This window comes from Hymenobacter montanus, from assembly GCF_014699115.1.
Lineage (GTDB): Bacteria > Bacteroidota > Bacteroidia > Cytophagales > Hymenobacteraceae > Hymenobacter > Hymenobacter montanus.
Window position 1 is genome coordinate 208,139 of sequence record NZ_JACXAD010000005.1, and the last position, 22,488, is coordinate 230,626.

The 22,488-nt window shown below is 58.7% G+C and carries 15 protein-coding genes, 2 tRNA genes and 1 pseudogene; 8 read left to right on the forward strand and 10 right to left on the reverse strand.

Annotated features, from left to right (window positions below):
• The first annotated feature begins 5 nt into the window (after positions 1-5).
• Positions 6-1,220 (forward strand): flavin-containing monooxygenase, encoded by a 1,215-nt coding sequence (locus IC235_RS06295; RefSeq protein WP_191004315.1) that lies wholly within the window; start codon positions 6-8, stop codon positions 1,218-1,220.
• Positions 1,221-1,725: 505 nt separating this feature from the next.
• On the opposite strand, the gene IC235_RS06300 is transcribed toward IC235_RS06295, so the two are convergent.
• On the reverse strand, positions 1,726-2,106 hold the full coding sequence (locus IC235_RS06300) for a T9SS type A sorting domain-containing protein (protein WP_191004316.1): 381 nt from the start codon (positions 2,104-2,106) through the stop codon (positions 1,726-1,728).
• Between the two features lie 199 nt (positions 2,107-2,305).
• Between IC235_RS06300 and IC235_RS06305 the strand changes: the two genes are divergently transcribed.
• The 3 genes from IC235_RS06305 (at position 2,306) to IC235_RS06315 (ending at position 5,793) form a co-directional block, all read left to right on the forward strand.
• On the forward strand, positions 2,306-3,424 hold the full coding sequence (locus tag IC235_RS06305; protein WP_191004317.1) for an NAD(P)/FAD-dependent oxidoreductase: 1,119 nt from the start codon (positions 2,306-2,308) through the stop codon (positions 3,422-3,424).
• Between the two features lie 417 nt (positions 3,425-3,841).
• A complete protein-coding gene (locus IC235_RS06310) occupies positions 3,842-5,050 on the forward strand; it encodes a type III polyketide synthase (protein ID WP_191004318.1) in 1,209 nt (402 codons plus the stop codon).
• Between the two features lie 41 nt (positions 5,051-5,091).
• Positions 5,092-5,793, forward strand: a complete 702-nt coding sequence (locus IC235_RS06315) for a methyltransferase domain-containing protein (protein ID WP_191004319.1) — start codon at positions 5,092-5,094, stop codon at positions 5,791-5,793.
• 114 nt (positions 5,794-5,907) lie between these two features.
• On the opposite strand, the gene IC235_RS06320 is transcribed toward IC235_RS06315, so the two are convergent.
• The 6 genes and pseudogenes from IC235_RS06320 to IC235_RS22765 all read right to left on the reverse strand — a co-directional run.
• Positions 5,908-6,813 carry a histone deacetylase family protein gene (locus IC235_RS06320; protein ID WP_191004320.1) on the reverse strand — a complete coding sequence of 302 codons (906 nt, stop codon included), beginning with the start codon at positions 6,811-6,813 and terminating at the stop codon, positions 5,908-5,910.
• 312 nt (positions 6,814-7,125) lie between these two features.
• Positions 7,126-7,845 (reverse strand): DUF92 domain-containing protein, encoded by a 720-nt coding sequence (locus tag IC235_RS06325; RefSeq protein ID WP_191004321.1) that lies wholly within the window; start codon positions 7,843-7,845, stop codon positions 7,126-7,128.
• Positions 7,846-8,044: 199 nt separating this feature from the next.
• Entirely contained in the window at positions 8,045-10,252 is a 2,208-nt protein-coding gene (locus tag IC235_RS06330; RefSeq protein ID WP_191004322.1) for a choice-of-anchor Q domain-containing protein, read from the reverse strand.
• Positions 10,253-10,773: 521 nt separating this feature from the next.
• The gene (locus tag IC235_RS06335) at positions 10,774-12,957 is read right to left on the reverse strand and encodes a choice-of-anchor Q domain-containing protein (protein ID WP_191004323.1); all 2,184 of its coding nucleotides are present in this window, start codon (positions 12,955-12,957) and stop codon (positions 10,774-10,776) included.
• A 543-nt stretch (positions 12,958-13,500) separates the two neighbouring features.
• A complete protein-coding gene (locus IC235_RS21980) occupies positions 13,501-14,208 on the reverse strand; it encodes a T9SS type A sorting domain-containing protein (RefSeq protein WP_223847121.1) in 708 nt (235 codons plus the stop codon).
• 183 nt (positions 14,209-14,391) lie between these two features.
• Positions 14,392-15,342, reverse strand: a pseudogene (locus IC235_RS22765) (hypothetical protein); the annotation flags it as partial.
• Between IC235_RS22765 and IC235_RS22380 the strand changes: the two are divergent.
• Positions 15,280-15,504: a hypothetical protein gene (locus IC235_RS22380; RefSeq protein ID WP_240540703.1), complete on the forward strand. Its 225-nt coding sequence runs from the start codon at positions 15,280-15,282 to the stop codon at positions 15,502-15,504. The pseudogene IC235_RS22765 and the gene IC235_RS22380 overlap by 63 nt on opposite strands.
• Before the next feature lie 545 nt (positions 15,505-16,049).
• On the opposite strand, the gene IC235_RS06345 is transcribed toward IC235_RS22380, so the two are convergent.
• Both IC235_RS06345 and IC235_RS06350 read right to left on the reverse strand, forming a co-directional pair.
• Entirely contained in the window at positions 16,050-18,239 is a 2,190-nt protein-coding gene (locus IC235_RS06345; protein WP_191004325.1) for a choice-of-anchor Q domain-containing protein, read from the reverse strand.
• Positions 18,240-19,328: 1,089 nt separating this feature from the next.
• Positions 19,329-19,403, reverse strand: a tRNA-Pro gene (locus IC235_RS06350).
• A gap of 250 nt (positions 19,404-19,653) precedes the next feature.
• On the opposite strand from IC235_RS06350, the gene IC235_RS06355 reads away from it, so the two are divergent.
• A complete protein-coding gene (locus tag IC235_RS06355) occupies positions 19,654-20,517 on the forward strand; it encodes a DNA/RNA non-specific endonuclease (protein WP_191004326.1) in 864 nt (287 codons plus the stop codon).
• 193 nt (positions 20,518-20,710) lie between these two features.
• Here the strand turns inward: IC235_RS06355 and IC235_RS06365 are convergent.
• Positions 20,711-20,785 (reverse strand) — tRNA-Val (locus tag IC235_RS06365).
• Between the two features lie 190 nt (positions 20,786-20,975).
• On the opposite strand from IC235_RS06365, the gene IC235_RS06370 reads away from it, so the two are divergent.
• Together IC235_RS06370 and IC235_RS06375 are read left to right on the forward strand one after the other, a co-directional pair.
• Positions 20,976-21,656 carry a porin family protein gene (locus tag IC235_RS06370; RefSeq protein WP_191004328.1) on the forward strand — a complete coding sequence of 227 codons (681 nt, stop codon included), beginning with the start codon at positions 20,976-20,978 and terminating at the stop codon, positions 21,654-21,656.
• Positions 21,657-21,911: 255 nt separating this feature from the next.
• Positions 21,912-22,421, forward strand: coding sequence for a DUF6992 family protein (locus IC235_RS06375; RefSeq protein ID WP_191004329.1), 510 nt, complete (start codon positions 21,912-21,914; stop codon positions 22,419-22,421).
• Positions 22,422-22,488 lie beyond the last annotated feature (67 nt).

Sequence of the window (22,488 nt, forward strand, 5' to 3'; positions counted from 1 at the left end):
GTCGCATGAGTGAGTTACCGCCGTTTCACCAACCAGGTACGACTGGCTCCCCCTCTCCGGGGGCTTCGCGCATCAAGCGAACCGGGGGGCCGGGGGATGAGGTTGACGTGGAAGGCGAGCCACACCTAGTTCATCAAACCGCTGTAGCTCCTTCTTTCGGCACCCCGGCCCTAACCGATACCATTGTTATTGGCGCGGGACAGGCCGGACTGGCGGCGGCCTACTATTTACGGGCGCACCGCGTGGACTTCCGGCTGCTCGACGCTGGAGCGGGAGCGGGAGCTTCCTGGGCCACCCGCTACGAGTCGCTGCAACTGTTTTCGCCGGCCTGGGCCAGTGGGCTTCCCGGCCGGCCCTGGCCGGGTAACCGGCTGCGCTACCCCACCCGCGACGAAACCACTGCCTACCTGCGAGACTACGCGGCCCATTTTAACTTTCCGATTGAGTTCAACCAACGGGTAACCCGCCTGGCCGAGGCCCCCGACCGACGCGGCTACCTGGTGCGGACGGCCAGCGGCGCCACCTACGTGGCCCGCCGCGTTGTGGTCGCCACGGGCCCCTACACCAGCCCCGCCGTGCCGGAGTGGGCCGCCCAAGTGCCCCCCAGCGTGACTCAGGTACACAGCCGCGACTACCAGCGCCCGGCCCAGCTACCGGGCGCCGGTGCCGTGGGCGTGGTGGGCAGCGGTAACTCGGCCCTGCAAATCGCGGCCGACGTAGCTGCTACCGGCCGGGCGCTGTTCGTAGCCTTTGACGAAAAGACCCCGGCCTGGCCCAACAATCAATTTATGTGGGTGCTGCTGGCACTCACGGGCCTGTTACGAATGTCCCGACACCAGGCGCTGGGGCGCCAGCTTTTCCGCCGCCCCGAGCCGGTCGTGAGCGGCGACCTGGCGAGGCTGCGCCGCTACGCCAACGTGGAGTTTATTGGCCGGGGAGTGGCCGCCTTGCCCACGGGAGCCATCCAGGGGCGGCGGGCCACTTCCCCGGCCCTCGATGCCTTGGTATGGGCCACCGGTTATCGCCCCAGCTACGACTGGATTGACCTACCCATTCTGGCCCCCGACGGCAGCCCCCTGCACCATCGGGGCCTCACGGCCGCATCAGGGGTGGCCTTTCTGGGCCTCGAATGGCTGGATAGCCGAAGCTCGTCGCTACTATATGGGGCCGGGCCCGATGCCCGGCGCGTAATAGCCGAGTTGCTACGGGCATCGCCTTGAGCGTGTCGCGGGAAAGTGGTGAGTGGCGCGGCAGCACATCTGCGATGTGCCACTCCGGCGCCACTTTCCCGCTCCCTTACTCAAAACCGCATTCCAATCAGCCTAGGGCGCTGGGCACCCCTCTCCCGCGGCTTCGCGCATGAAGCGAACCCGGGCTGGGGAGGCTTTATCGGCGGCACCCCATACGCCGGCTCTCGGGCGCCCCTATAAAAATGCCCAAATTTTATTGAAACCCCCTGACCCAATTACGGGTTGAATACGCAAGCTGCTCTTCCCCGCCGGAAGGAGCTTATTATCAACCCGGATTTCCTCTTAAACTATGTTTATTTTCATGCTCGCCCTGTTAGTGGCTACCGCTGCCCTTGCCTACAACACCGTGTCTAACGTGAGGCAGATGCTCACACCCGAACCAGTCCGGGTAAAATAATCGCCTTGATTTTGATCCAATAAAAAAGCAGCCCTGGAGCTGCTTTTTTATTGGGAGCTTATGGTAAGCAAGGCCAACCTACCGAATAACGAGCTTGCACATCTGGCTGGTGTTGTCGGCCTCAAGCCGCACGTAATACAGGCCATTGGCAAACTTACTGAGGTCTAGTATCTTGGTGTAGCGGTCGTTCATCTCCGAAAGGGTTTCCCGATACATCACGGAGCCGATTACGTTGAGCACGCTCAGCTCTACTTTTTTACCCTGCAAGTTGTTGATGGTCAGATGAACGATACCAGTACTAGGGTTGGGGTACACCAGCAGGATTTTATCATCGCCGGGCTTGGCTTGCTGAATGGGGCGGCCCGGGTTGGCACTGGCCGTTGGGAAAGCATTAAGCAGGGGGCCTACCCCGAGCCAGAGGCAGCAAGCGAGCAGCAGGGATGAAAGTAAGCGTTGCATCATAATAATAATTTAGTGGACACTCAAATACCAGCGCACTGACCAAAGGCTTAACAACTAGAGTGATCCTTATGTTGGCAAATATACGGTAAAGCCCCCGCAAGCCAGGCAGGTATATTTAAGAAACTCGATTGATTACGTTATGTTCATCCTCATGGTTCTTATTTTTTCCATATTTTTTGCTTTTCCGACTAAATAAGTGGATATTCTAATAATTGGCGGCGGCTTGGCCGGCTTGGCCGCCGCCCTTGATTTGGTGGGGCGGGGGCACCGCGTGGGGGTGGTGGAGCGCAAGCAGTACCCTTTTCATAAAGTATGCGGCGAGTACGTGAGCAATGAGGTGCTGCCCTACCTGCGCCGCCTGCACGCCGACCCCGTCGTGCTGGGTCCGGCGGCCATCACAAAGTTTATGCTGTCGTCGCCGGGCGGGCGCAGCCTCACGGCCCGGCTCGATCTGGGTGGTTTCGGGGTGAGCCGCTACGCGCTCGACGACTTCCTGTACCAGTTGGCTGCAGCGCGGGGCGTGGTCTTTTACTTGAAAAATACGGTCACGGACGTCGCCTTCGACCCAGTGGCCGACCAACACCGCGTGACTTTGGCCGATGGCCGTACGCTAACGGCGCGCGTGGTGCTGGGCACCTACGGTAAGCGCGCCAACCTCGACCGGCAACTGCAGCGCGCATTTTTCACTCGGCGCTCGCCCTATCTCGGCGTCAAGTACCACCTGCGGCTGCCCGGTTTCCCGCGCGACCTTATCGCGCTGCACAATTTCGCCGATGGCTACGCCGGGATCTCGGCTATTGAGGCCGACAAGCTCTGCTTCTGCTACCTCACCACCCGCCAGCAGCTCCGGCACTACGGCACCATCGCGGCCCTGGAGCAGGAGGTTCTGGCCCGGAACCCCCTCCTGCGCGAAATTCTGGGGTCGGCCGAACGCCTATATTCGCAGCCGGAGGTCATTAACGAGATTTCGTTTGCACCCAAGCAGCCCGTGGAGCAACACGTGCTGATGTGCGGCGATGCGGCCGGCCTCATTACCCCGCTGTGCGGCAACGGCATGGCCATGGCCCTGCACGGCGCGGCCCTGGCCGCGGCGGCGGCCCACAATTTTCTGGAGGCCCATACCTCGCGGGCGGCCATGGAAACGACGTATTCCCGGGCGTGGAACGGGCAATTCGGCGCGCGCCTGCGGGTGGGCCGGGCGGTGCAGCGGCTATTTGGCGGGCCGGTCCTGAGCGAGCTGGTGGTGGGCAGCCTGCGCCACTGGCCCGGGGCCGTGCGAGCCCTGATGCGCCGCACCCACGGCCAGGAATTCTAGTTTTTCAGATGCACAACCCTAAGAGGCTGTTTTTCTTAGCTGCTTCGACAGCTCCTGTGTTAGCTTTTAGAACTTAGAACCCAGAGCTCAGAAATTAGAGTAGATGAAATCGCCTTTTTTTAGCCAAAGCCGATTCCCTTCTTCAGTCTGAGTTCTGAGCTCTAAGTTCTAAAAGCTAGCGCAAACCGCTTCTAATTTCTGCTCAAGCCCTCAGTACCTGGTACTGCGCCGCTGTTCATTGGTGGGGCTCGCCTCATCTCAAACGCCAGAATGTTGTTGGTTTTATAGCTGGCTAAGCTCAGCGCAAAAGGTTTATTGTACGTAAATGAAAGGCCCATGTGCGCGGCATCCTGTACATTCAGCGCCTTGAATGGCCATTCATCACCTGAGTTTTAAAATCCGTAATACCCTCCCGGAATGCCGAGTTATTTAGGTGCCATCGGTACTGCCAACCCCCTTCACCGCATCGCCCAGCCGCAGATAGCCGATTTCATGGCCCAGGCCCTGGCTCTTGACGAGCACGATACGCGCAAACTACGCGCCCTGTATCGGGTGTCGGGCATCGCGCACCGCTACTCGGTGGTGCCCGACTATGGGCGGGCGAATGGCGAGTACACGTTTTTCCCGAATACTCCCGACCTGGAGCCCTTTCCCACCGTGGGGCAGCGCATGGCCGTGTACCGCCGCGAGGCCCTGCCGCTGGCCACGGCAGCCGTGCGCGCCACCCTCCGCCAGGTACCCGACGTGGCGCCAGCCAGCATCACCCACCTCGTTACGGTAAGCTGCACCGGGATGTACGCGCCCGGCCTGGATATTGAGCTGGTGCAGGCGCTGGGCCTGCGGCCCGACGTGCGCCGGACCTGCGTAAATTTTATGGGCTGCTACGCGGCCATGAACGCCGTGAAGCTGGCCGATGCCTTTTGCCGGGCCGATGCCACTGCCCGGGTGCTCATTGTGAGCGTGGAGCTGTGCACCCTGCACTTTCAGAAAAGCCCCGGAGAAGACCACCTCGTTAGCAACGCGCTCTTTGGCGATGGGGCAGCGGCCGGCCTCGTGCAAGCCGAGCCCCTACCGAACGGGGCCCCGAGCCTGGCCTTGCAAGCGTTTCACTGCGGCCTGGAGCCGGATGGGCACGACGACATGGCCTGGCACATCAACGACTTTGGCTTTGAGATGACCTTGTCGAGCTACGTGCCCAAGCTGATTCAGCGCGGCATCCGCCACCTCACCGATGGGCTGCTGAACAGCCTGCCCGTGCAACTCGCCGACATTCGGCACTTCGCCATTCACCCCGGGGGCCGCAAGATTCTCGAAACCATCGAAGCGGAGCTGGGCCTGACGCCCGACGATAACCGCCACGCCTACCACGTGCTACGCGACTACGGTAACATGTCGTCGGCCACGGTGCTGTTTGTCCTGCGCGAGGTGCTGGCCCACTCCTCCCCCGCCGACTACGGCGCGCCCGTGCTCAGCTTCGCCTTTGGGCCGGGACTGACCATGGAGGCCATGCTGTTGGAAATCTCGGCGGGCTCGGCTTTGGCGGGGCACACCCACGAGCAAGCATTAACGCCCGCGCAAAGCACCTTTACGCAGCAGCCAAGCGCGCCTGTACTCTCGGTTCATTAAACTCTCGGTTCATTAATTAGCTACCCTTTCTTCCCGGCTCCATGTTGGATGAGCGCGCTTCCGGCCCCGAACTGATGGACGACCTGACGCTGGCCTCCGAGGCCCTGCGCCAGAACCTCGACGAGCTCGAAACCATCAACACGTGGCTGGGCGGCTACGCGCCGGTGCTCAACGCCCTCAGCCGGCTGCGACCCCGGTTTCTGAGCGGCCGGCCCGTGCGGGTGGCCGATCTGGGCAGCGGCGGCGGCGATACTCTGCGCCACATCGCGCGCTGGGCGCACAAGCACGCCGTTCCCGTGGAGCTGACGGGCATCGACGCCAACCCCTTCATGCTGGCTTACGCCGGGGCGAAAAGCCAGCTTTATCCGGAAATCTCCTATCAGGCGTTCGATATATTTTCGCCGCAGTTCCAGGCACAATCGTACGACATCGTTACGTGCAGCCTGTTTTGCCACCATTTCACCGACGACGAGCTGGTGGCGCTATTCCGCCAATGGCAGCAGCAGGCTCAGGTAGCGGTGGTCATCAACGACTTACACCGGCACTGGCTGGCCTACTACAGCATCAAGGGGCTCACCCGGCTGCTGGGCGGCTCTTACTTGGTGCAGCACGACGCTCCCCTATCGGTAGCCCGGGCCTTTCGCCGGGCCGACTGGGTGCGGCTGCTGGCGCGGGCGGGCATCGAGCGCTACGAAATACGCTGGCGCTGGGCCTTTCGCTGGCAGGTAATTCTGCTGAAGTAGCCAGCTCCCCTACCAGGCCATACTACCGGAATAATCCCGAAACGGCAGCGCACCCCTTACCAACCCGCCGCTATTCCTGCCTCCACGGCCCAAAACGGGCCGCGCTCCGGCGGCTTACCCCCACAGCTCCGCGGCCACCCGAAAAGTGTTGACGTGGGCTTCCACAATGTCGATAATGCGCTCGGAGTAGCCTCCACCCATGCACACGACCACGGGCAGCTGGTGGCGATGGCAGAGGCCGAGCACCAGCTCGTCGCGCCGGCGGCAGCCCGCGCGGGTGAGGCTCAAATGGCCCAGCTTGTCGGTGGCCAGCACGTCGACACCAGCTTGGTAGAACACGAAATCAGGCCGTACGGAGTCGAGCAGACGCGGCAGCGTTTCGGCTAATAGCTGCAAGTAGGAAGCGTCGTCGGTGCCGTCGGGCAGGGGCAGGTCCAGGTCGGAGGTTTCTTTGCGGGCCGGATAGTTGCGGGCCCCGTGCACAGAACAAGTAAAAACCCGGGGCTCGCGCCGGAAGATAGCCGCCGTGCCGTTGCCCTGGTGGACGTCGAGGTCCACAATGAGTACTTGCCGGATGGCAGGTACGTGCGCCAGCAGCCAAGCCGCGGCAACGGCTTGGTCATTCAGCAGGCAAAACCCTTCGCCGCGCGCCCGGAACGCATGGTGGGTGCCCCCGGCAATGTTGAACGCCACGCCGTGCGCCAAGGCCCGCCGGGCCGCCTCAATGGTGCCGCCCAGGATGGTGATTTCGCGCTCGAACAGCGCCGCCGACCAGGGGAAGCCGGTGGCCCGCTCCTCCGGCCGCGTAAGCTGCCCGTGGCGCAGCCGCTCGTAGTAGGCGTCCTCGTGCACGAGCAGGATATCGGCCGCCGGGGGTGGGGTAGCTACAAAAAAATCGGCGGCCGCCACGGTGCCTTCGCGCAGCAGTTGCTCGGGCAACAGCTCGTATTTCAGCATTGGGAAGCGGTGGCCAGCTGGCAGTGGGTGGGCGTAGGAGGGCGCGAAGGCAATGGGAAGCATCCTGCAATAACCGCTGAGTTGCCGGTAGGTCTCTGTTAAGGAATTTTTAGTACGCGCTTTTCGTCGGTGGGCCCGGCGGCTTCACCAAGGAAGAGCCCCATCTGGCCAGGACCTGCGAAGGCCGCGAAAGCCGGGGCTTCGCGTTGCTCGCTAATTTCTGATGGCAGGCAGCAGAAGGCTCTGGCTGCCGAGCGACCAGCAAGACCCGCTTTTCGGCCTTTTTACCCTCCCATGCCCGGACCGGCACCGGTGCTGCCCTAACCCGATGCCCCTGGATAAGGAACCTCCGCCGGGCCCGGTCCAGAATGGGTGCTAAAGTAGGGCGGCCAAGCCCGCCGCAGTGCAGGCCCCCACGAGCGTGTTGATAAAATTGACGACGTTGTTGGTGACGAAATGCCGCCGCTCAAGCGTGGCGCCCAGCACCGAATCTACCAGGTTGCCGACCGTGCCCGCCACCAGCAGCCACCCAAAAGCCGGGCCCCAGCCGAAGCTTACGCAGTACGCGCCGGCCACCAGGGCGCTGCCCGCCAGGCCGAGCACCGTGCCCTCCACGCTCACCACTCCATTGTCGCCCCGGGTATCGGGCCGCCACGTGAGCACGTTGTAATAGCGGCGGCCGTACACGTTGCCCAGCTCCGAAGCCAGGGTATCGGCCGTAGCGGCGGCAAAGCTGCCAGCCAGCATCAGCTGGGCCAGCGGTGCGTACGCGGGCAACTGCCAGCCAAGCAGCCCCAATAGCCCCGCCACCCCGGCGTTGGCCAGCACCTGGCCCGCCGTGCGACGGCCCTCATTAGCCTCGGCTAGCCCCAGCCGGCGTTTATCAGCCGCTTTCCAGGCCGAGGCCGCGGAGCCTAATCCAAAAAAGAGGGCCAGGAAGCCTATTCCAGCAAAGCCGCTGCCCAAAAAGATCAGCAGGCCCAGCAGCCCCCCCGTCCACACTCCGGCCGGGGTCAGCTTGCCGGTTCGCAGGCTGTAGGCCATGCCCACACCGAGCAACAATACAGGTAAACCAAGGCGAAGCAGAACCGACATCGGGGCAAAAATACCGCCGGCTGCTTATCGGTCACGGCCTTCGAGAACGTATGTCAAGAGCCCGCCCGGTAAAATAAAGGCTTTATTCTAACCCCGAGCCAGCTCACCTTGCGTAGTGCGTTTCGTATTGATGCGCGCTCAGCGGTCGTTGGGTGGCGTTCCGGCTACCCTTGGCGCTGGTTGGCGGCCAAGCGCATCCTTACTCGAGTACCAGACGGCCGGCCCGGGCACCGGCCCGCACCAGGTAGCTGCCCCGGGGCAAACCCGCCGGCAACTCCAGCTCCGAGGGCCCGCTCACGGGCACGGTCGCCGCCAGCACCAGGCGCCCGCTCAGGTCGTACACCCGTACGGCCTGCCCCGCCCCCACGCCCCCCACGCTCACCCGCTGCCGGGCCGGGTTGGGCCAGAGCTGCAGACCCAGCGCCCCGCTCACCGGCACGCTCCGCACCGGCGAGAAGCGCCCCGTGCCCCCCTCGTCTACCTGTTGCAGGCGGTAGTACACCAACGGCCCGGCGTAGCTGGGCAGGGCCGGGTCAGCAAAGGAGTAGTCGGTCGGTCGGGCCTGGCTGCCCTGCCCGGCCACCCAGCCCAGGCGCCGGAACTGCCGCCCGTCGCTCGAGACCTCCACCGCGAAGCCCGCGTTGGCCGTCTCCGAGGCCGTGCGCCAGCGCAGCTGCGCCACGCCCGCGGAGGCAGTCACGCTGAAGGCCGTCAGTTCGACGGGCAGGGGCCCGCTGAACTCATGGGCCCCGATGTCGCAAGGGCCCACCCGCTTCATACCCCGCTGGTCGGTAGTAGGGCAGCCGTTGCCTACGTCGATGGCCGGACTGCCCGCCCTCAGCGCCATGGTTTGAGTAGGACCGCCGTTATTAGCCAAGGGGCCTAAGAGCGGGTCTACGAATAATGAGCTTTCAGAAGCCGCTACGCACCTACCGCCTTCGTTTTCCGGAAAAAATAGATTACTACCCCCGTCATTCAACACCGAATTGCAGTTTCTCCACACCTTCCAGGGGTTAGTAACCGTTTGGTTGTAAAAGATATTATTCTTTATCATTACCATATTGTTCCCACTATTATTTCCCGAATGAATGGCTCCACTTTGTCCGTTGCCGGGGTTATTAGCCTGGTTGTTGGCAAAAGTGCAATTGACAATATCCACTGGAACAATGTTTTGGGGAACAGATAATGCGCCGCCGTATTTATTTGCTATGTTAGCGTAGAAAGTACAATTCTGAATAGTAATTTTCGCGCTTACTCCCACATTCATTGCCGCGGCAATATCAGCGGTGTTGTTGTTGAAAGTGGAGTTACGAAAAGTAAGCGGCCGGTCTGTTGACAAGGCGGCTCCCCCGCCCGTTTTAGCTGTATTGTTTTTAAAAGTGCAGCTGTGAATCCCATCGATAATACCCGTCGAGAGCCACAGGCCGCCGCCTAAAGACGTGGCAGTATTGCCATCAAAAACGCAGCTATTAAAGAGCAGCGTGGTATTTTCTGGTCCACTAGTGATCGGATACTCCGAATCCGAGACGCCGGAGCTATCGGTTCCTTTGAGCCAAAGGCCACCACCTTGATCAGCCGAATTTGTTTTAAAGGTACAGCCTGTTACTTCGGCCGACTGTTCCCGCTTAGCGAGAAGATACAGCGCACCACCAATGCCACTTGATGTATTGCCCTCGAATAAGGTATTTCTTACGGTCAGGAACCCGTTATCGCCCCTGGCTCCGTTGCCGCTAACGGCCCCGCCGGCGGCATTTGCCAGACTGGAAGTCCGGTTGTTTTTGAAAGTGCTGTTCAGGACAGTCAGGTTGGAGAGCAGGCTGCTGATGGCGCCGCCCTGCCTAACCGCCAAATTCCCTTCGAAATAAGAGTTCTTGACCGCTAGCACGCTCAAGCTTTTTGTATAGATGGCGCCGCCACCTCCCTCCGCGTTCAGCAAAGAGTTATTATTGTAGAAAAAACAATCATTAACTTCAATATTTCCTTTAAACTGAACAAATATTGCGGCGCCCTGCGCATTCACCCTCCCATTTCGGAAGATGAGATTGTTGAACACCGTTTGGCCCTGACAAGAAAAGAGGCCAAAGTTGGGGGCCGTACTCCCCCGCTGGATGGTCGCGCCATTCCCATTGATGGTCAAGTCAAGGCCGGCAACGTCATTGCCAATGTTAGGCAGCCCGCGCTGCCCTTCGTTGCCAGTCGACCCGGGATTGGCGGAAGTATAGTTTACGGCCGTTAGAGTGTAAGAGCCGTTGGCGGCCAGATTGATGATGTCCGGCTGGCCATTGGTGTTGGCGGTGCTAATGGCGGTGATCAGAGCCGCAACGTTCCCGTTAGGGATGGTGAAAATGGCACCAGATGCGCTGCTGTAGCCCGACAACAGTAGAGAAAGCAGAGCTACTTTTTTCATAATTACGAAGGTTTTTTGTGGCTACTAATGGTGGTAGAAGAAAAGCACGGAGGAGTGATTTTTCCAAAAGCGGCGCAAATATACCAGCCTAATATCAAAAAACATATAAAATATATGTCACAAGTCATTATGACCTGAAAATAATTCAATAAACACAATATTTCCACGCAAAATAACAAAAAATTAAAGAACATATTCTTACCTGATCTTGTTTTACATCGCCTGGATACAGTTAGCTGTACTCACTCATTCGAGAAAATGTTTCTATATTCCCGAAAAGCAATATTAAACCCCGGCCCTGCTGAGCAAAGGCTTACCACTGCTACTGGCACTTATATCATACAGGCCATCGCCCTCGGTAGCTGTTATGAATGTTTGAGCACGAGCTACGAGGCTTTTACCGTGGGCTGCGTATGGCTTAAGCTTAATACCGCCTGAACTCAGGCTAAAGAGAGATAATAGAATAATAAATAGATTAGCCAAGCCCTGGTCCACTTAGCATTGGCAGATGAGTCGTAGGCTTACTCGAGCACCAGGCGGCCGGCCCGAATTCCCACCCGCACCAGGTAGCTGCCCCGGGGCAAGCTAGCTGGCAAGACCAGTTCCGGTGGTCCACTCAGGGGCAAGGTGGCCGCCAGCACCAGGCGCCCACTCAGATCGTACACCTGCACAGCTTGGCCCGCCTCAGCGCCCCCCACACTTACCCGCTGGCGGGCCGGGTTAGGCCAAAGCTGCAGGCCCAGCGCACCACCCACCGGCACCGGCACGCTGCGCACCGGCGAAAACCGGGCTGGACCATCCTCATCCACTTGCTGCAAGCGGTAGTACACCAGCGGCCCAGCGTAGCCTGCCAGACCAGCGTCGGCAAAAGCATAGTCGGTCGGGTAGGCCCGACTGCCCTGCCCGGCCACCCAGCCCAGGCGGCGAAACTGCTGCCCGTCACTCGACACCTCCACCCCGAAGCCCGCGTTGCTCGTCTCCGAGGCCGTGCGCCAGCTCAGGTGCGCCACGCCCCCGCGTGCCACCACACTGAAGGCCGCCAGTTCGACGGGTAGCGGGGTGCTGAACTCGTAGGCCCCGATGTCGCAGGCCCCCACCCGGGCCCGGCCCCGCTGGTCGGTGGCCGGCACGCTGCTGCCGCTGCAGTTACCGGCGTTGATGGCCGGGCTGCCAGCTTGTAGGGCCATCGTCCGGGTGGCCCCCCCGTTCGAGGCGGGTGGGGAAAGCAACGGATTGATCACCGGCATGGCATTGCTGTTCAACACCACTGGCCGGGAAAAACACGGTTTATCATCGGGGTTATCCCACGTGGGATACAGCATTCTCAGAGGTCGCTCCGGGTACTCGAGGTTATTGCCGTTATTGATGAGCGTACCGCCGCAGTTGTGGGTGTTGTTGTAGCCTATGCAACCGGGCGGGGGTGGATAGCCGCATTGCTGATAGGCTCTGTTATTGGCGATAATCGTGTTTTGGACGCTGCCCCGGATCGCGCCTATGCTATCATTGCTTACCGCCCAGGCGCCCCCGTAGCCCCCGCAGATGTTATTGGCAAACGTGCAGTTAACAATCGTCGAAAACCATAGAGGGGGTGGATTTCTACCCTCTTGCATATTATAGAGGGCCCCGCCCAAGCCCTCGGGATCAAGAGTTTTGTTGCCGTAGAAGGTGCAGTTGGTGAAGTTGTTGGTGCCCCGGGTACAGGCCACCGCACCGCCGTGCGTCTTGGCCTCGTTGTTTTCGAAGGTAGTGTTAGACACGTCAAACGTGCCGTTGTTGAGACCGCTGTGCCAGAGCGCGCCGGCCATGCCTCCCTTTTCCGTTCCGGTCGCCTTATTGTTGGTGAACTGGCAGTTTTTCACGAACCACTTGTCCTCATGGTAGCCCTGCAGAAACACTGCGCCAAAATTGCGGGAGGTGTTATTGGTGAACGTACAACCAGTAATTTGCCCCATCCCACCGGGTCTGTCAACCCACCCCATACAGCCATCGACATAAATGGCGGATCCGCCATCCCTGGTGCATTGGTTGTTGTCAAATACACAATTCTCCACCACGATGTCGGAGAGCAGCACTGTAACGCCCCCCCCGTGGCTGGTGCCCGTATTGTTTTTGTAGGTGGAGTTTTTCAGCGTGACGGTTGAGCTTCCTCCAACGGAGATAGCTCCCCCGGCACGCTCTTCCCAGCTATTGGACGTGCAATTATCAAACGTCATGAATTCGCTGGTGAATAGATCGCCTGGGCCTACTACCACGGCCCCCCCGCCCCCGCCACGACGCGGCGCGGGGTTATTGGCGGGGCTTTCGAAATCCTTGATGGTGCCACCGTTCAGCTGCCAGGATACCTCCGGCCCCCAGGCTCTCTGCAACAAGCGCATGCGGGGCGCGGTGCTGCTCAGGCGCAGCACCGACCCATTCAGGTTGATAATCAAGTCAAAGCCAGAGGCCACGTCATCGCGAATGAGCGGCAACGCCACTGGCCCCTCGGTTTCGATGTAGCCTCCCGGCAGCCCCGTGACGGTGTTATTAATGGTGGTAAAGACATACGTCCCGTTGGAAGCCAGGTTGATGACGTCGGCCTGCCCATTAGTGTTGGCCGTGTTGATGGCCGCCACCAGAGCCGCGACATCCCCGTTAGCGATCGGGAAAATGGCGGCAAACGAAGGACCGCAGCCCAGCAGCAGCGAAAGTAAGAGTAACTTCTTCATCACTACAGAGTAAGTTTGTCATGACGGATAGCGGTAGTTAAGAAAGTGTGTCGAACCGATTATTAGTGGTACTGCACGAATATAGTGGTTAGTACAACTAGTCAAATTTATAGAAATCATATTCCATAAATAACCTTCCGATTAAAGACAAGAAAATTATATTAATTAAATTCAATTATAAGGAAGCATTATCTAAAATGAGCCGCTCTGCACGCAGGTTATTTAAATGGTCGCTACCCTCCCCTATACTGATGCCATTCTCTTCTTCAAATAAGCAGTTGAGTATAGGCGGCTTACCAAGCAGAAGGTGCTGATTCTTTGAGCAGAATATCTTATCCTTACCCAAGCGGGCGCTGAAAACGTACCAGTTCAGCGTTGCTTTCTAGACAGAAGGTACTGGTGTTAGGGCTCCTCAAAAAAGATGGGTAGCTCCATTTTCTCGGCTGTTATACGCCGCCCCAGGGCTCCCAGCGTGGCTGGGTGTGCTAGCCAATCTGTCCAAAACTAAAATGCATGATTAGGAAGGCCAGCTGAGTCACGGGCTCATTCGAGCACCAGACGGGCGGCCCGAACGCCGGCCCGCACCAGGTAGCTGCCCCGGGGCAAACCCGCCGGCAACTCCAGCTCCGAGGGCCCGCTCACGGGCACGGTCGCCGCCAGCACCAGGCGCCCGCTCAGGTCGTACACCCGTACGGCCTGCCCCGCCCCCACGCCCCCCACGCTCACCCGCTGCCGGGCCGGGTTGGGCCAGAGCTGCAGACCCAGCGCCCCGCTCACCGGCACGCTCCGCACCGGCGAGAAGCGCCCCGTGCCCCCCTCGTCTACCTGTTGCAGGCGGTAGTACACCAATGGCCCGGCGTAGCTGGCCAGGGCCGGGTCAGCAAACGTGTAGTCGGTCGGATGGGCGCGGCTGCCCTGCCCGGCCACCCAGCCCAGGCGTCGGAACTGCCGCCCGTCGCTCGAGACCTCCACCGCGAAGCCCGCGTTGGCCGTCTCCGAGGCCGTGCGCCAGCGCAGCTGCGCCACGCCCGCGGAGGCAGTCACGCTGAAGGCCGTCAGCTCGACGGGCAGCGGGGCGCTGAACTCGTAGGCCCCAATGTCGCAGGCTCCCACCCGCACCAGACCCCGCTGGTCGGTGGCGGGGCAGCTGCTGCCCCCGGCGTCGATGGCCGGGCTGCCCGCTCGCAGGGCCATAGTTTGAGTGGGCCCGCCGTTATTAGCTAAGGGGCTCAGCAGAGGGTCTACAAACAATGAATTCCCGGGAGTCGCTACGCATCTGCCGCCGGCATTTTCCGGAAAGAATATATTATTGCCCCCGTCATTTAACTCACAACTACAGTGTTTCCAAACATTCCAGGGGTTGCCAACTGTTTGATTAAAAAATATATTATTTTTAATCATCACGGTATTATTGGGAGTACTGGGGCCAGAATATATGGCCCCGCCTTGGCCATTAGCTGTGCTGGTAGCTTGGTTATTAGCAAAAACGCAGTTGATGATATCTACCGGAGTGGAATTATGCGGGACTGTTATCGCGCCCCCGTACGCATCAGCTATATTACCCTCAAAAGTGCAATTATAGACAGTGAGTTTGGCGGATACTGCCGCTCCTATTGCGGCGGCATTATAAGCTCTATTGTTGTTAAAGGTAGAGTTTCTAAAAGTAAAAGGCCTGTTTGTAATCAAGTCAATAGCCCCACCATAATTAGCCGTATTATTCTTAAAGGTGCAACTGTGAATTTCATTTAGAATGCACTTACTAAGCCAAACTGCTCCTCCGAATTGTGTAGCAGTATTGCCGTCAAAAACGCAACTATTAAAAAGCAGCGTAGTATTTTCTGGTATCTTATTGAGTGGATACTCCGGGTCAGAAACGCCGTTGCTGCCGGCTCCTTCGTACCAAAGTGCGCCGCCTAGCCGAGCTGAATTCGCCCGAAAAGTACAGCCAGTCACTTCCGACGACTCATTGTTGTACATTTGAAGGAATAGAGCCCCACCGTCACCGACGGTACTGCTGCCTTCAAAGATGCTATTTCTTATGATGGTAAATCCGTTGTCTCCCCGTGCCCCGTCTTCATAAATTGTTCCACCAACGCCACCCGTCAAACTGGTAGTTCGGTTGTTTTTAAAAGAGCAGTTCAGGATGGTCATGTTAGAGAGCAAGTTGCTGATGGCTCCGCCTGTATTGATTGCCGAATTGTTTTCAAAATAAGAATCCCTCACTGTCAGGACGCTTAGACTTTTCGTATAAATGGCGCCACCGCCCCCTTCGCTATTCAGCAAAGAAGTATTGTTGTAGAATGAGCAGCTGTTAACCTCAAGGTGGCCCTTAGATTGAACAAAGATGGCGGCACCTTGGGCGTTTACGTTACCATTTCGGAAGATGAGATTGTTAAAAACTGTTTGTCCCTGACAGGAGAAGAGGCCAAAGTTGGGGGCCGCACTCCCCCGCTGGATGGTCGCACCATTCCCATTGATGGTCAAGTCAAGGCCGGCGACGTCATTGTTAATGTTGGGCAGGCCTCGTTCCCCTTCGTAGCCAGTTGAGTTGAGAACAGCGGAAGTATAGTTTACGGCCGTTAGAGTGTAAGAGCCGTTGGCGGCCAGATTGATGATATCTGCCTGGCCATTGGTGTTGGCGGTGCTGATGGCGGTGATCAGGGCCGTAACGTCCCCGTTAGGGATGGTGAAAACAGCACCAAATGTGCTGCTGTAGCCCAATGACAAAAGCGAAATCAAAGCTATTTTTTTCATGATGACAGTATGATCTTTTCATGGCTACTAGGGTGGTAGAGAGAAAGAGTGATTAATAACTTATTAGCAAAGCGACATAAATACACTAGCGTATTTAATTCTAAAATGTCTGGGAAGTATGCACAATCAATAATCCGTTTTTATATAGTTTACATAAATCCAACAATCGTTTAAGACCAGCATCTATGAATAGCGACTGCCACCCTCGATAGCTGATTTTTGCGAACGTCTCAGTAGGGGTTTCGAGGCTTTTATGATTTTCTGCGTACGCCCGAACTTAAGAGAGATAGCTATAGGCCAGTCCTGGTTCGCTTGGCGCTGGCCGACACATTGTGGCCTTACTCGAGCACCAGGCGGCCGGCCCGAACGCCCGCTCGCACCAGGTAGCTGCCCCGGGGCAAGCCCGCCGGCAACTCCAGCTCCGAGGGCCCGCTCACGGGCGCGGTCGTCGCCAGCACCAGGCGCCCGCTCAGGTCGTACACCCGCACGGCCTGCCCCGCCTCCACGCCCCCTACCCTCACCCGCTGCCGGGCCGGGTTAGGCCAAAGCTGCAGGCCCAGCGCCCCGCTCACCGGCACCGATACGCTCCGTACCGGCGAGAAGCGCCCCGTGCCCCCCTCGTCTATCTGTTGCAGGCGGTAGTACACCAACGGCCCGGCGTAGCTGGGTAAAGCCGGGTCAGCAAACGTGTAGTCGGTCGGATAAGGGCGGCTGCCCTGCCCGGCCACCCAGCCCAGGCGGCGAAACTGCTGCCCATCGCTCGACACCTCCACCCCGAAGCCCGCGTTGCTCGTCTCCGAGGCCGTGCGCCAGCTCAGGTGCGCCACGCCCCCGCGCGCCACCACACTGAAGGCCGCCAGCTCGACGGGTAGCGGGGTGCTGAACTCGTAGGCCCCGATGTCGCAGGCCCCCACCCGGGCCAGGCCCCGCTGGTCGGTGGCGGGGCAACCGCTGCCGGCGTTGATGGCCGGGCTGTTAGCCTGCAAGGCCATGGTCCGGGTCGGGCCCCCGTTCGAGGCCGGGGGAGAGAGCCGCGGGTCGATAACGGGCATCGTGTTGCTGTTCACCACCACCGGCCGGGGAAAGCACGGCGTGTCATTCGGGTCAGTAATACTGTTGCGCTCAGGATACTCAATGTTGTTGCCGTTATTATTTAAAATACTGCCGCAGTTGTGGGCGTTGTTGTAGGGCACGCAGTCGGGCGGAACCGGGTAGCCACACTGCTGGTAGGCGCGGTTATTGGCGATGATGGTGTTTTGGACACTGCCCCGGATGGCCCCGTTATCCGTGCTAATCGACCAGGCGCCCCCGTAGCCCCCGGCCATGTTGTTGGCAAACGTGCAGTTGACAATCGTGGTAAACCACTCCTCGGGGTCATCGATGGCCTTATTCTCGTTTCCATACTGATAAAGGGCGCCGCCGAGCCCCCCGGGCTCGAAGGTTTTGTTGCCGTAAAAGGTGCAGTTAATGAACTTGTTATCCCCCCGGCCACAACCGACGCCGCCGCCGTGCTCTCTGGCTTCGTTGTTTTCAAAGGTGCAGTTCGACACCTCAAACCGACCGTTGTTGTGCGTATTGTGCCACAGCCCCCCAGCCTTGCCGCCGGGGATATTCGGGCCGGGAAGCTTCGTGGCAGTGTTATTGGTGAACTGGCAGTTTCTGACAACCCATTGGTCGAGGTTGTAGCCTTGCAGAAAGACCGCTCCATAAAAAGGCGCGGTATTGTTGGTGAACGTACAGCCAATAATCTCGCCCAAACCGCCAGGGCCCGTGAAGTTATCACCCGACGTCTTGCGAAGCCCGTCGACGTACACGGCGGCTCCTCCCCCCTCCGTGCAGGTATTGTGGTCGAACACGCAGTTTTCAATCCGTACGTCGGAACCTAGGACTGTGACGGCGCCGCCATAGCTCGTACCGGTGTTGTTCCGGTACGTAGAGTTTCTCAACGTAATTTGCGAAGCTCCCCCAACCTGAAGCGCCGCGCCACTGCGTTCTTCCAGGCTATTCGACGTGCAATTCTCAAACGTCATGGATTCGCTGCTGAACGTATTGCTGATGCCGACCACGACCGCGCCGCCCCCACCACCGTGGCCTGGTAGCGGATTATCAGCGGGGCTTTCAAAATCCCTGATGGTGCCGCCGTTGAGCTGCCAGGATAAATCGCTGCTATTCTGCCCCTGCAACAAGCGCATGAGGGGCGCGGCACTACTGCGCCGCAACACTGACCCATTCAGATTGATAATCAAGTCGACCGCGGGAGCCGGCTCACCGAGAATGACTGGTAACGCCACTGGTCCTTCGGTTTCGATGTAGCCCGGATCGGGCATGTCCGTCACGATGTTGTTGATCGTGGTAAACACATAGGTACCGTTAGTGGCCAGGTTGATGATGTCAGCTTGGTTATTAGTGTTAGCCGCGTTAATAGCCGCCGCCAGGCCCGCCACATCCCCGTTTGCGATAGTGAATGTGGCGGCAAACGCGGGGCTCCAGCCCAACAGCAAGAGAGAAAGACAAACCCATCTTTTCATCGTTACAGGGTAACTTTTTCATGCCCAAACAGAGGTTGGTAGGAAGAAAGGAAGGCGTATAATTTTTCCCGAATATGCGTGAAGATAGGGGTTAGTGCAACTAGAGAAATCCAAAGAGATTGTTTCACTAAACCCATATTTAACATTTCAATCCATAAAGCACTGGCAAATAGCGATTTAATTAAAATAGATCAGTTGATTCAGCTCTTAAAATTCAACTCGTTATGAATTCAGCCGGCTTATTTTTAATTTGTTCGGGATGAGCAGCCCTCATTCGACCCGTCAGGACTTAATGATTGGCAGGGTTAGCACTGCCCCTCTACCTCTCCCAGAACCACGTGAGCCGCCCCTATGGTGTGGCCCGTTTCGCTGGTAGGCTTGCGGCTGTGGGGATAGGCTCTCGGCTCTCACTATTTCGGCCCCGAGCTCACAGCATCCTGCGTAGTGCAGTACAGCACTGGAGATAAAGCCAGCCAGTACGCCATCATCGGGTAAACCGTGGGGCTGAGCAGGGACCAAAAGGTGCAGGGAAACGAAGCCGGCCGCACATGCCCCGGGCAGCCACTGCAACTAGGTCAAGGACCTGCTCGCTAGCCCGCCCTCGAAGCTTTGCACTATCACCCCATGCCCAGCGGTTGCTTCGGCTAGGATGGTACTGACCTTCAGGCGGGGCCTTTCAAATTATACCAGCATTAAAGCCCCCTGACCTGGTGGCCAGCGGGGCTTCGTGCGCTAGGAGGGACTCGAACTCCTAATATGGTACCCTCGGCAGGCATCGAACCTGCAAAACCGTGTTTCTATTCTTGCTTTTTTCGTTTCCAATTATCAGTCTGCGCGTGACAGTTAGGGCAGAGCAGTTGAACGTTTTCACCTGTGTTATTTTTATTGTTTCCGTCTTTATGGTGAAGCTCTAGGACTATTAGCTGCTCTAACCATTTGCTGAGTTTGCATACCTCACAAGCATAGCCGCGTTCTTCGATGAGCCTGGTACGCCAGGCCACTTTAGAAATCGGCGTTTTAACACTGCTTCTATACTTATTACCAAGTTGTTGCGCTCTTGACAAATCAATAGAAATGTTCTTCTGGGAGTCTGGGTAGCAGGATTAGAACCTGCGGCTTCCTACTCCCAAAACAGGCTGTCTGACCGGACTGACTTACACCCAGAGATGCCGCCCAATTGGCTGACATTGTTTCATCATTAAACTACAGAGCACTAAAAAAACCCGAACCACTAGGTGGGCCGGGGTGCGCGTCGTTAAGAGGTCTTCCTTCTTAGGCAACAGGCAGCCGGCCCACGTAGGTGGGGTGCAATTGCTATACCGGGGGAGTGAAGAAGTTCATAACGAGGCAAAGGCAATACAAACTATTCATCCATCAATCATATTGACCATTCTTTTCTACAGACCTTTGCCTGATGCACAAATCCCTTTCTCTTCGCCTGGTGGCGCTCGCAGCCACCTTATCCGTTGCCGCCTGTGAAAAGGAACCATCCCCTCCTCCCACCCCACTCCCACCCCAATACTTCAGCGATCACCTGGCCCTGGGCAACCCCAGTGGTGCCACCCCCGACCCGGCTCAGCCCAGCAATTACCTGCTCAGCAAGCTCCAATACGCCATGAGTTACAACCGCGACCAGGGCAAGCCCAATTGGGTGAGCTGGCACCTCAGTAGCGACTGGCGCGGCAGTGCCGCCCGCCAAGATGATTTCCGCCCGGATGCCACCCTGCCCCCGGGCTGGTACCAAGTGTCGGCCAGCAGCTACGTTGGCTCGGGCTTCGACCGCGGCCACAACTGCCCCTCAGCCGATCGCACCAGCTCGGTGGCCGACAATTCAGCTACGTTCCTGATGACGAACATGATGCCCCAGGCGCCGCGCAGCAACCAGCAGACCTGGGCCAACCTGGAGGACTACACCCGAACCTTCCTCGACGTGGGCAACGAGGTGTATATTATCTGTGGGAGCTACGGCCGGGGCGGCACCGGCGCCAACGGCTTCGCCCAGACCCTCGACCAAGGCCGCGTTACCGTGCCGGCCCGCTGCTGGAAAGTTATCGTGGTGCTACCCGTTGGCAGCAACGACGCAACCCGCGTAACCGCCAGCACCCGCGTCATCGCCGTCGACACACCCAACGATAACTCCATCAGCACAACGTGGGGCGCGTATCGCACCAGCATCAACGCCATCGAAGCGGCTACTGGGTACGACCTGCTCTCGGCGGTTCCGGCTTCGGTGCAGCAAGTCATTGAAGCGCGGGTTGATAACGGCCCTACCAACTAATCCACCCGGGGGCTTTACTTTTTCTCCCAGTGCGCCCGGAGCTGTTCCTTGCTGCGATAGGCGTAGAGCTCGCACCCCAGATTGATAGCAACCATCTCCGCTGGCTGCGCGTCGATTGGTCCGGTGCCATCGATTATTTGGGTGCAATTCACATAAAAAACCCCCTTACGCTATCGTAAGGGGGTTTTTTATGTGAGGTGTATTGGGCTCGAACCAACGACCTCCACCGTGTCAGGGTGGCGCTCTGAACCAACTGAGCTAACACCCCGGGAGCGGCCTGCCAGGGTACCGCGGCCCCAAAGGTAAGGCACGACTGCTTTTGGCGCACCGCCCAGCGCTTTTTTTCAGCTTTATAGACTGTACCTGACAACTTTCTCGTCCCGTAAAAGTATAGGGGCGAGTGGGAATAATAACTGTTCCCCTGCTATTCATTGATTTTAGCTTATTCTGTTCTAACCATGAAAAAGACGCTTCTGTTTTCAGTGCTCGCCCTGGTTTACTCCACGGCCGCATTTGCTCAAGCCCGACCGGGCGGTAGCCTTTCTTCGGTGGACTACACGGGTGGGGCCGTCACCGAGTCGCGTAACACGGGATTTGGCATTAAGGGTGGCTACAACCTGAATGGCCTGCGCGGCAACGACATCAAGGGCATAGCCCGGAACTCGCGCGACGATTTTCACGCGGGGTTGTACGGCCAGTTTGGCTTCAACAACTTCTCGTCGATCCAGGCGGAAATCTTATACTCGCGCCAAGGCTTTGAAGCCAACTCTGGCCCGAACAACGGGCGCCAGGCTTTCCGCATGGACTACCTGACGCTGCCGGTGATGTACGTGGGCAACATCACCGAAACCATCAGCTTCCACGTGGGCCCGCAGGTGTCGCTGCTGACTAATATCCGACGGGAAAATGAGGCGCTGGACATCTCCAAAAACGGCTTCAACTCGCTCGATTACGGTGGAGTAGGCGGCCTGGAAGCCCGCCTCGGCCCCGCCCGCCTGGGGGCGCGCTACAACCTGAGCCTGGGCAAAGTCTTTAAGGATGGGCCCAGCGAAACGGGCCTGGTGGCGGCGCAGTTTGGCAACAGCAAAGTCTACAACAACCTGGTTCAGGTGTATTTGGGCATCGGCTTCACGCAATAGTCACCCCTACTCGCTCTCCTGGTGCTCCAGCCCGGCTGAGCAGGCGCTCTGATCCGGGCCGGGACCAGACTTACCAAGACGGCACGGTGATTAAACCCAGCTATTCCGCCCTCATTCACCAACGGTATTTCCGACCGCCGCAGCCACCGTACCCCGGCCTCGGTTTTCGGAAATAATCCTGATTGAATCGTTACTTGGCAAAAAGGAAGCCTTTGGGCTTCCTTTTTTGTTGTTTTGCACCCGTAGTCACCGTCTATGCCTCCCATTTCCCCCGCCGAGCTGGCGGCCATTTTTCAAGCCCAGGAGCTGCTGATCGGCCGGGGACTGGCGGTGCTGGCCACTTGGGCCCTGGCCAACCTGATAGTCAGTGGCCGGTTCTTATCAAAAGCCGACCGCCGCTACGCCGCCTTCTATTTCCACGGCATGAATGTAGGTTGGGGGGCCATCAACGCGGCGCTGGCGTGCTGGGGGGTTCTGCACCTGCACTTCAGCGCCCCGGCCGGTCTGGGCTTAGGCGAAGTATTTCGGGCGCAGCTTTTCAACGAGAATTTGTTTCTGCTCAATGCCGGACTGGATGTGGCTTATGTAATGACGGGCTTCTACCTACGGGCGCAGGCCGCCTGGCCGGGGCAGCCGCACCAGGCCCGGCTGCACGGCTTTGGCCGCTCGCTGTGGGTGCAGGGCGGTTTCCTGCTGGTGTTCGACGCCGCGATGTGGATTCTGCTGCACTGGCTGGGGCGAAGCTGGCTGATGGGACTAACCTGAACCTGAAAAAAACGCAGTCCGGCGGGGCGGCTTTGTTCGCGGGTTTGCACTGGGAGCTGCTTAGGCG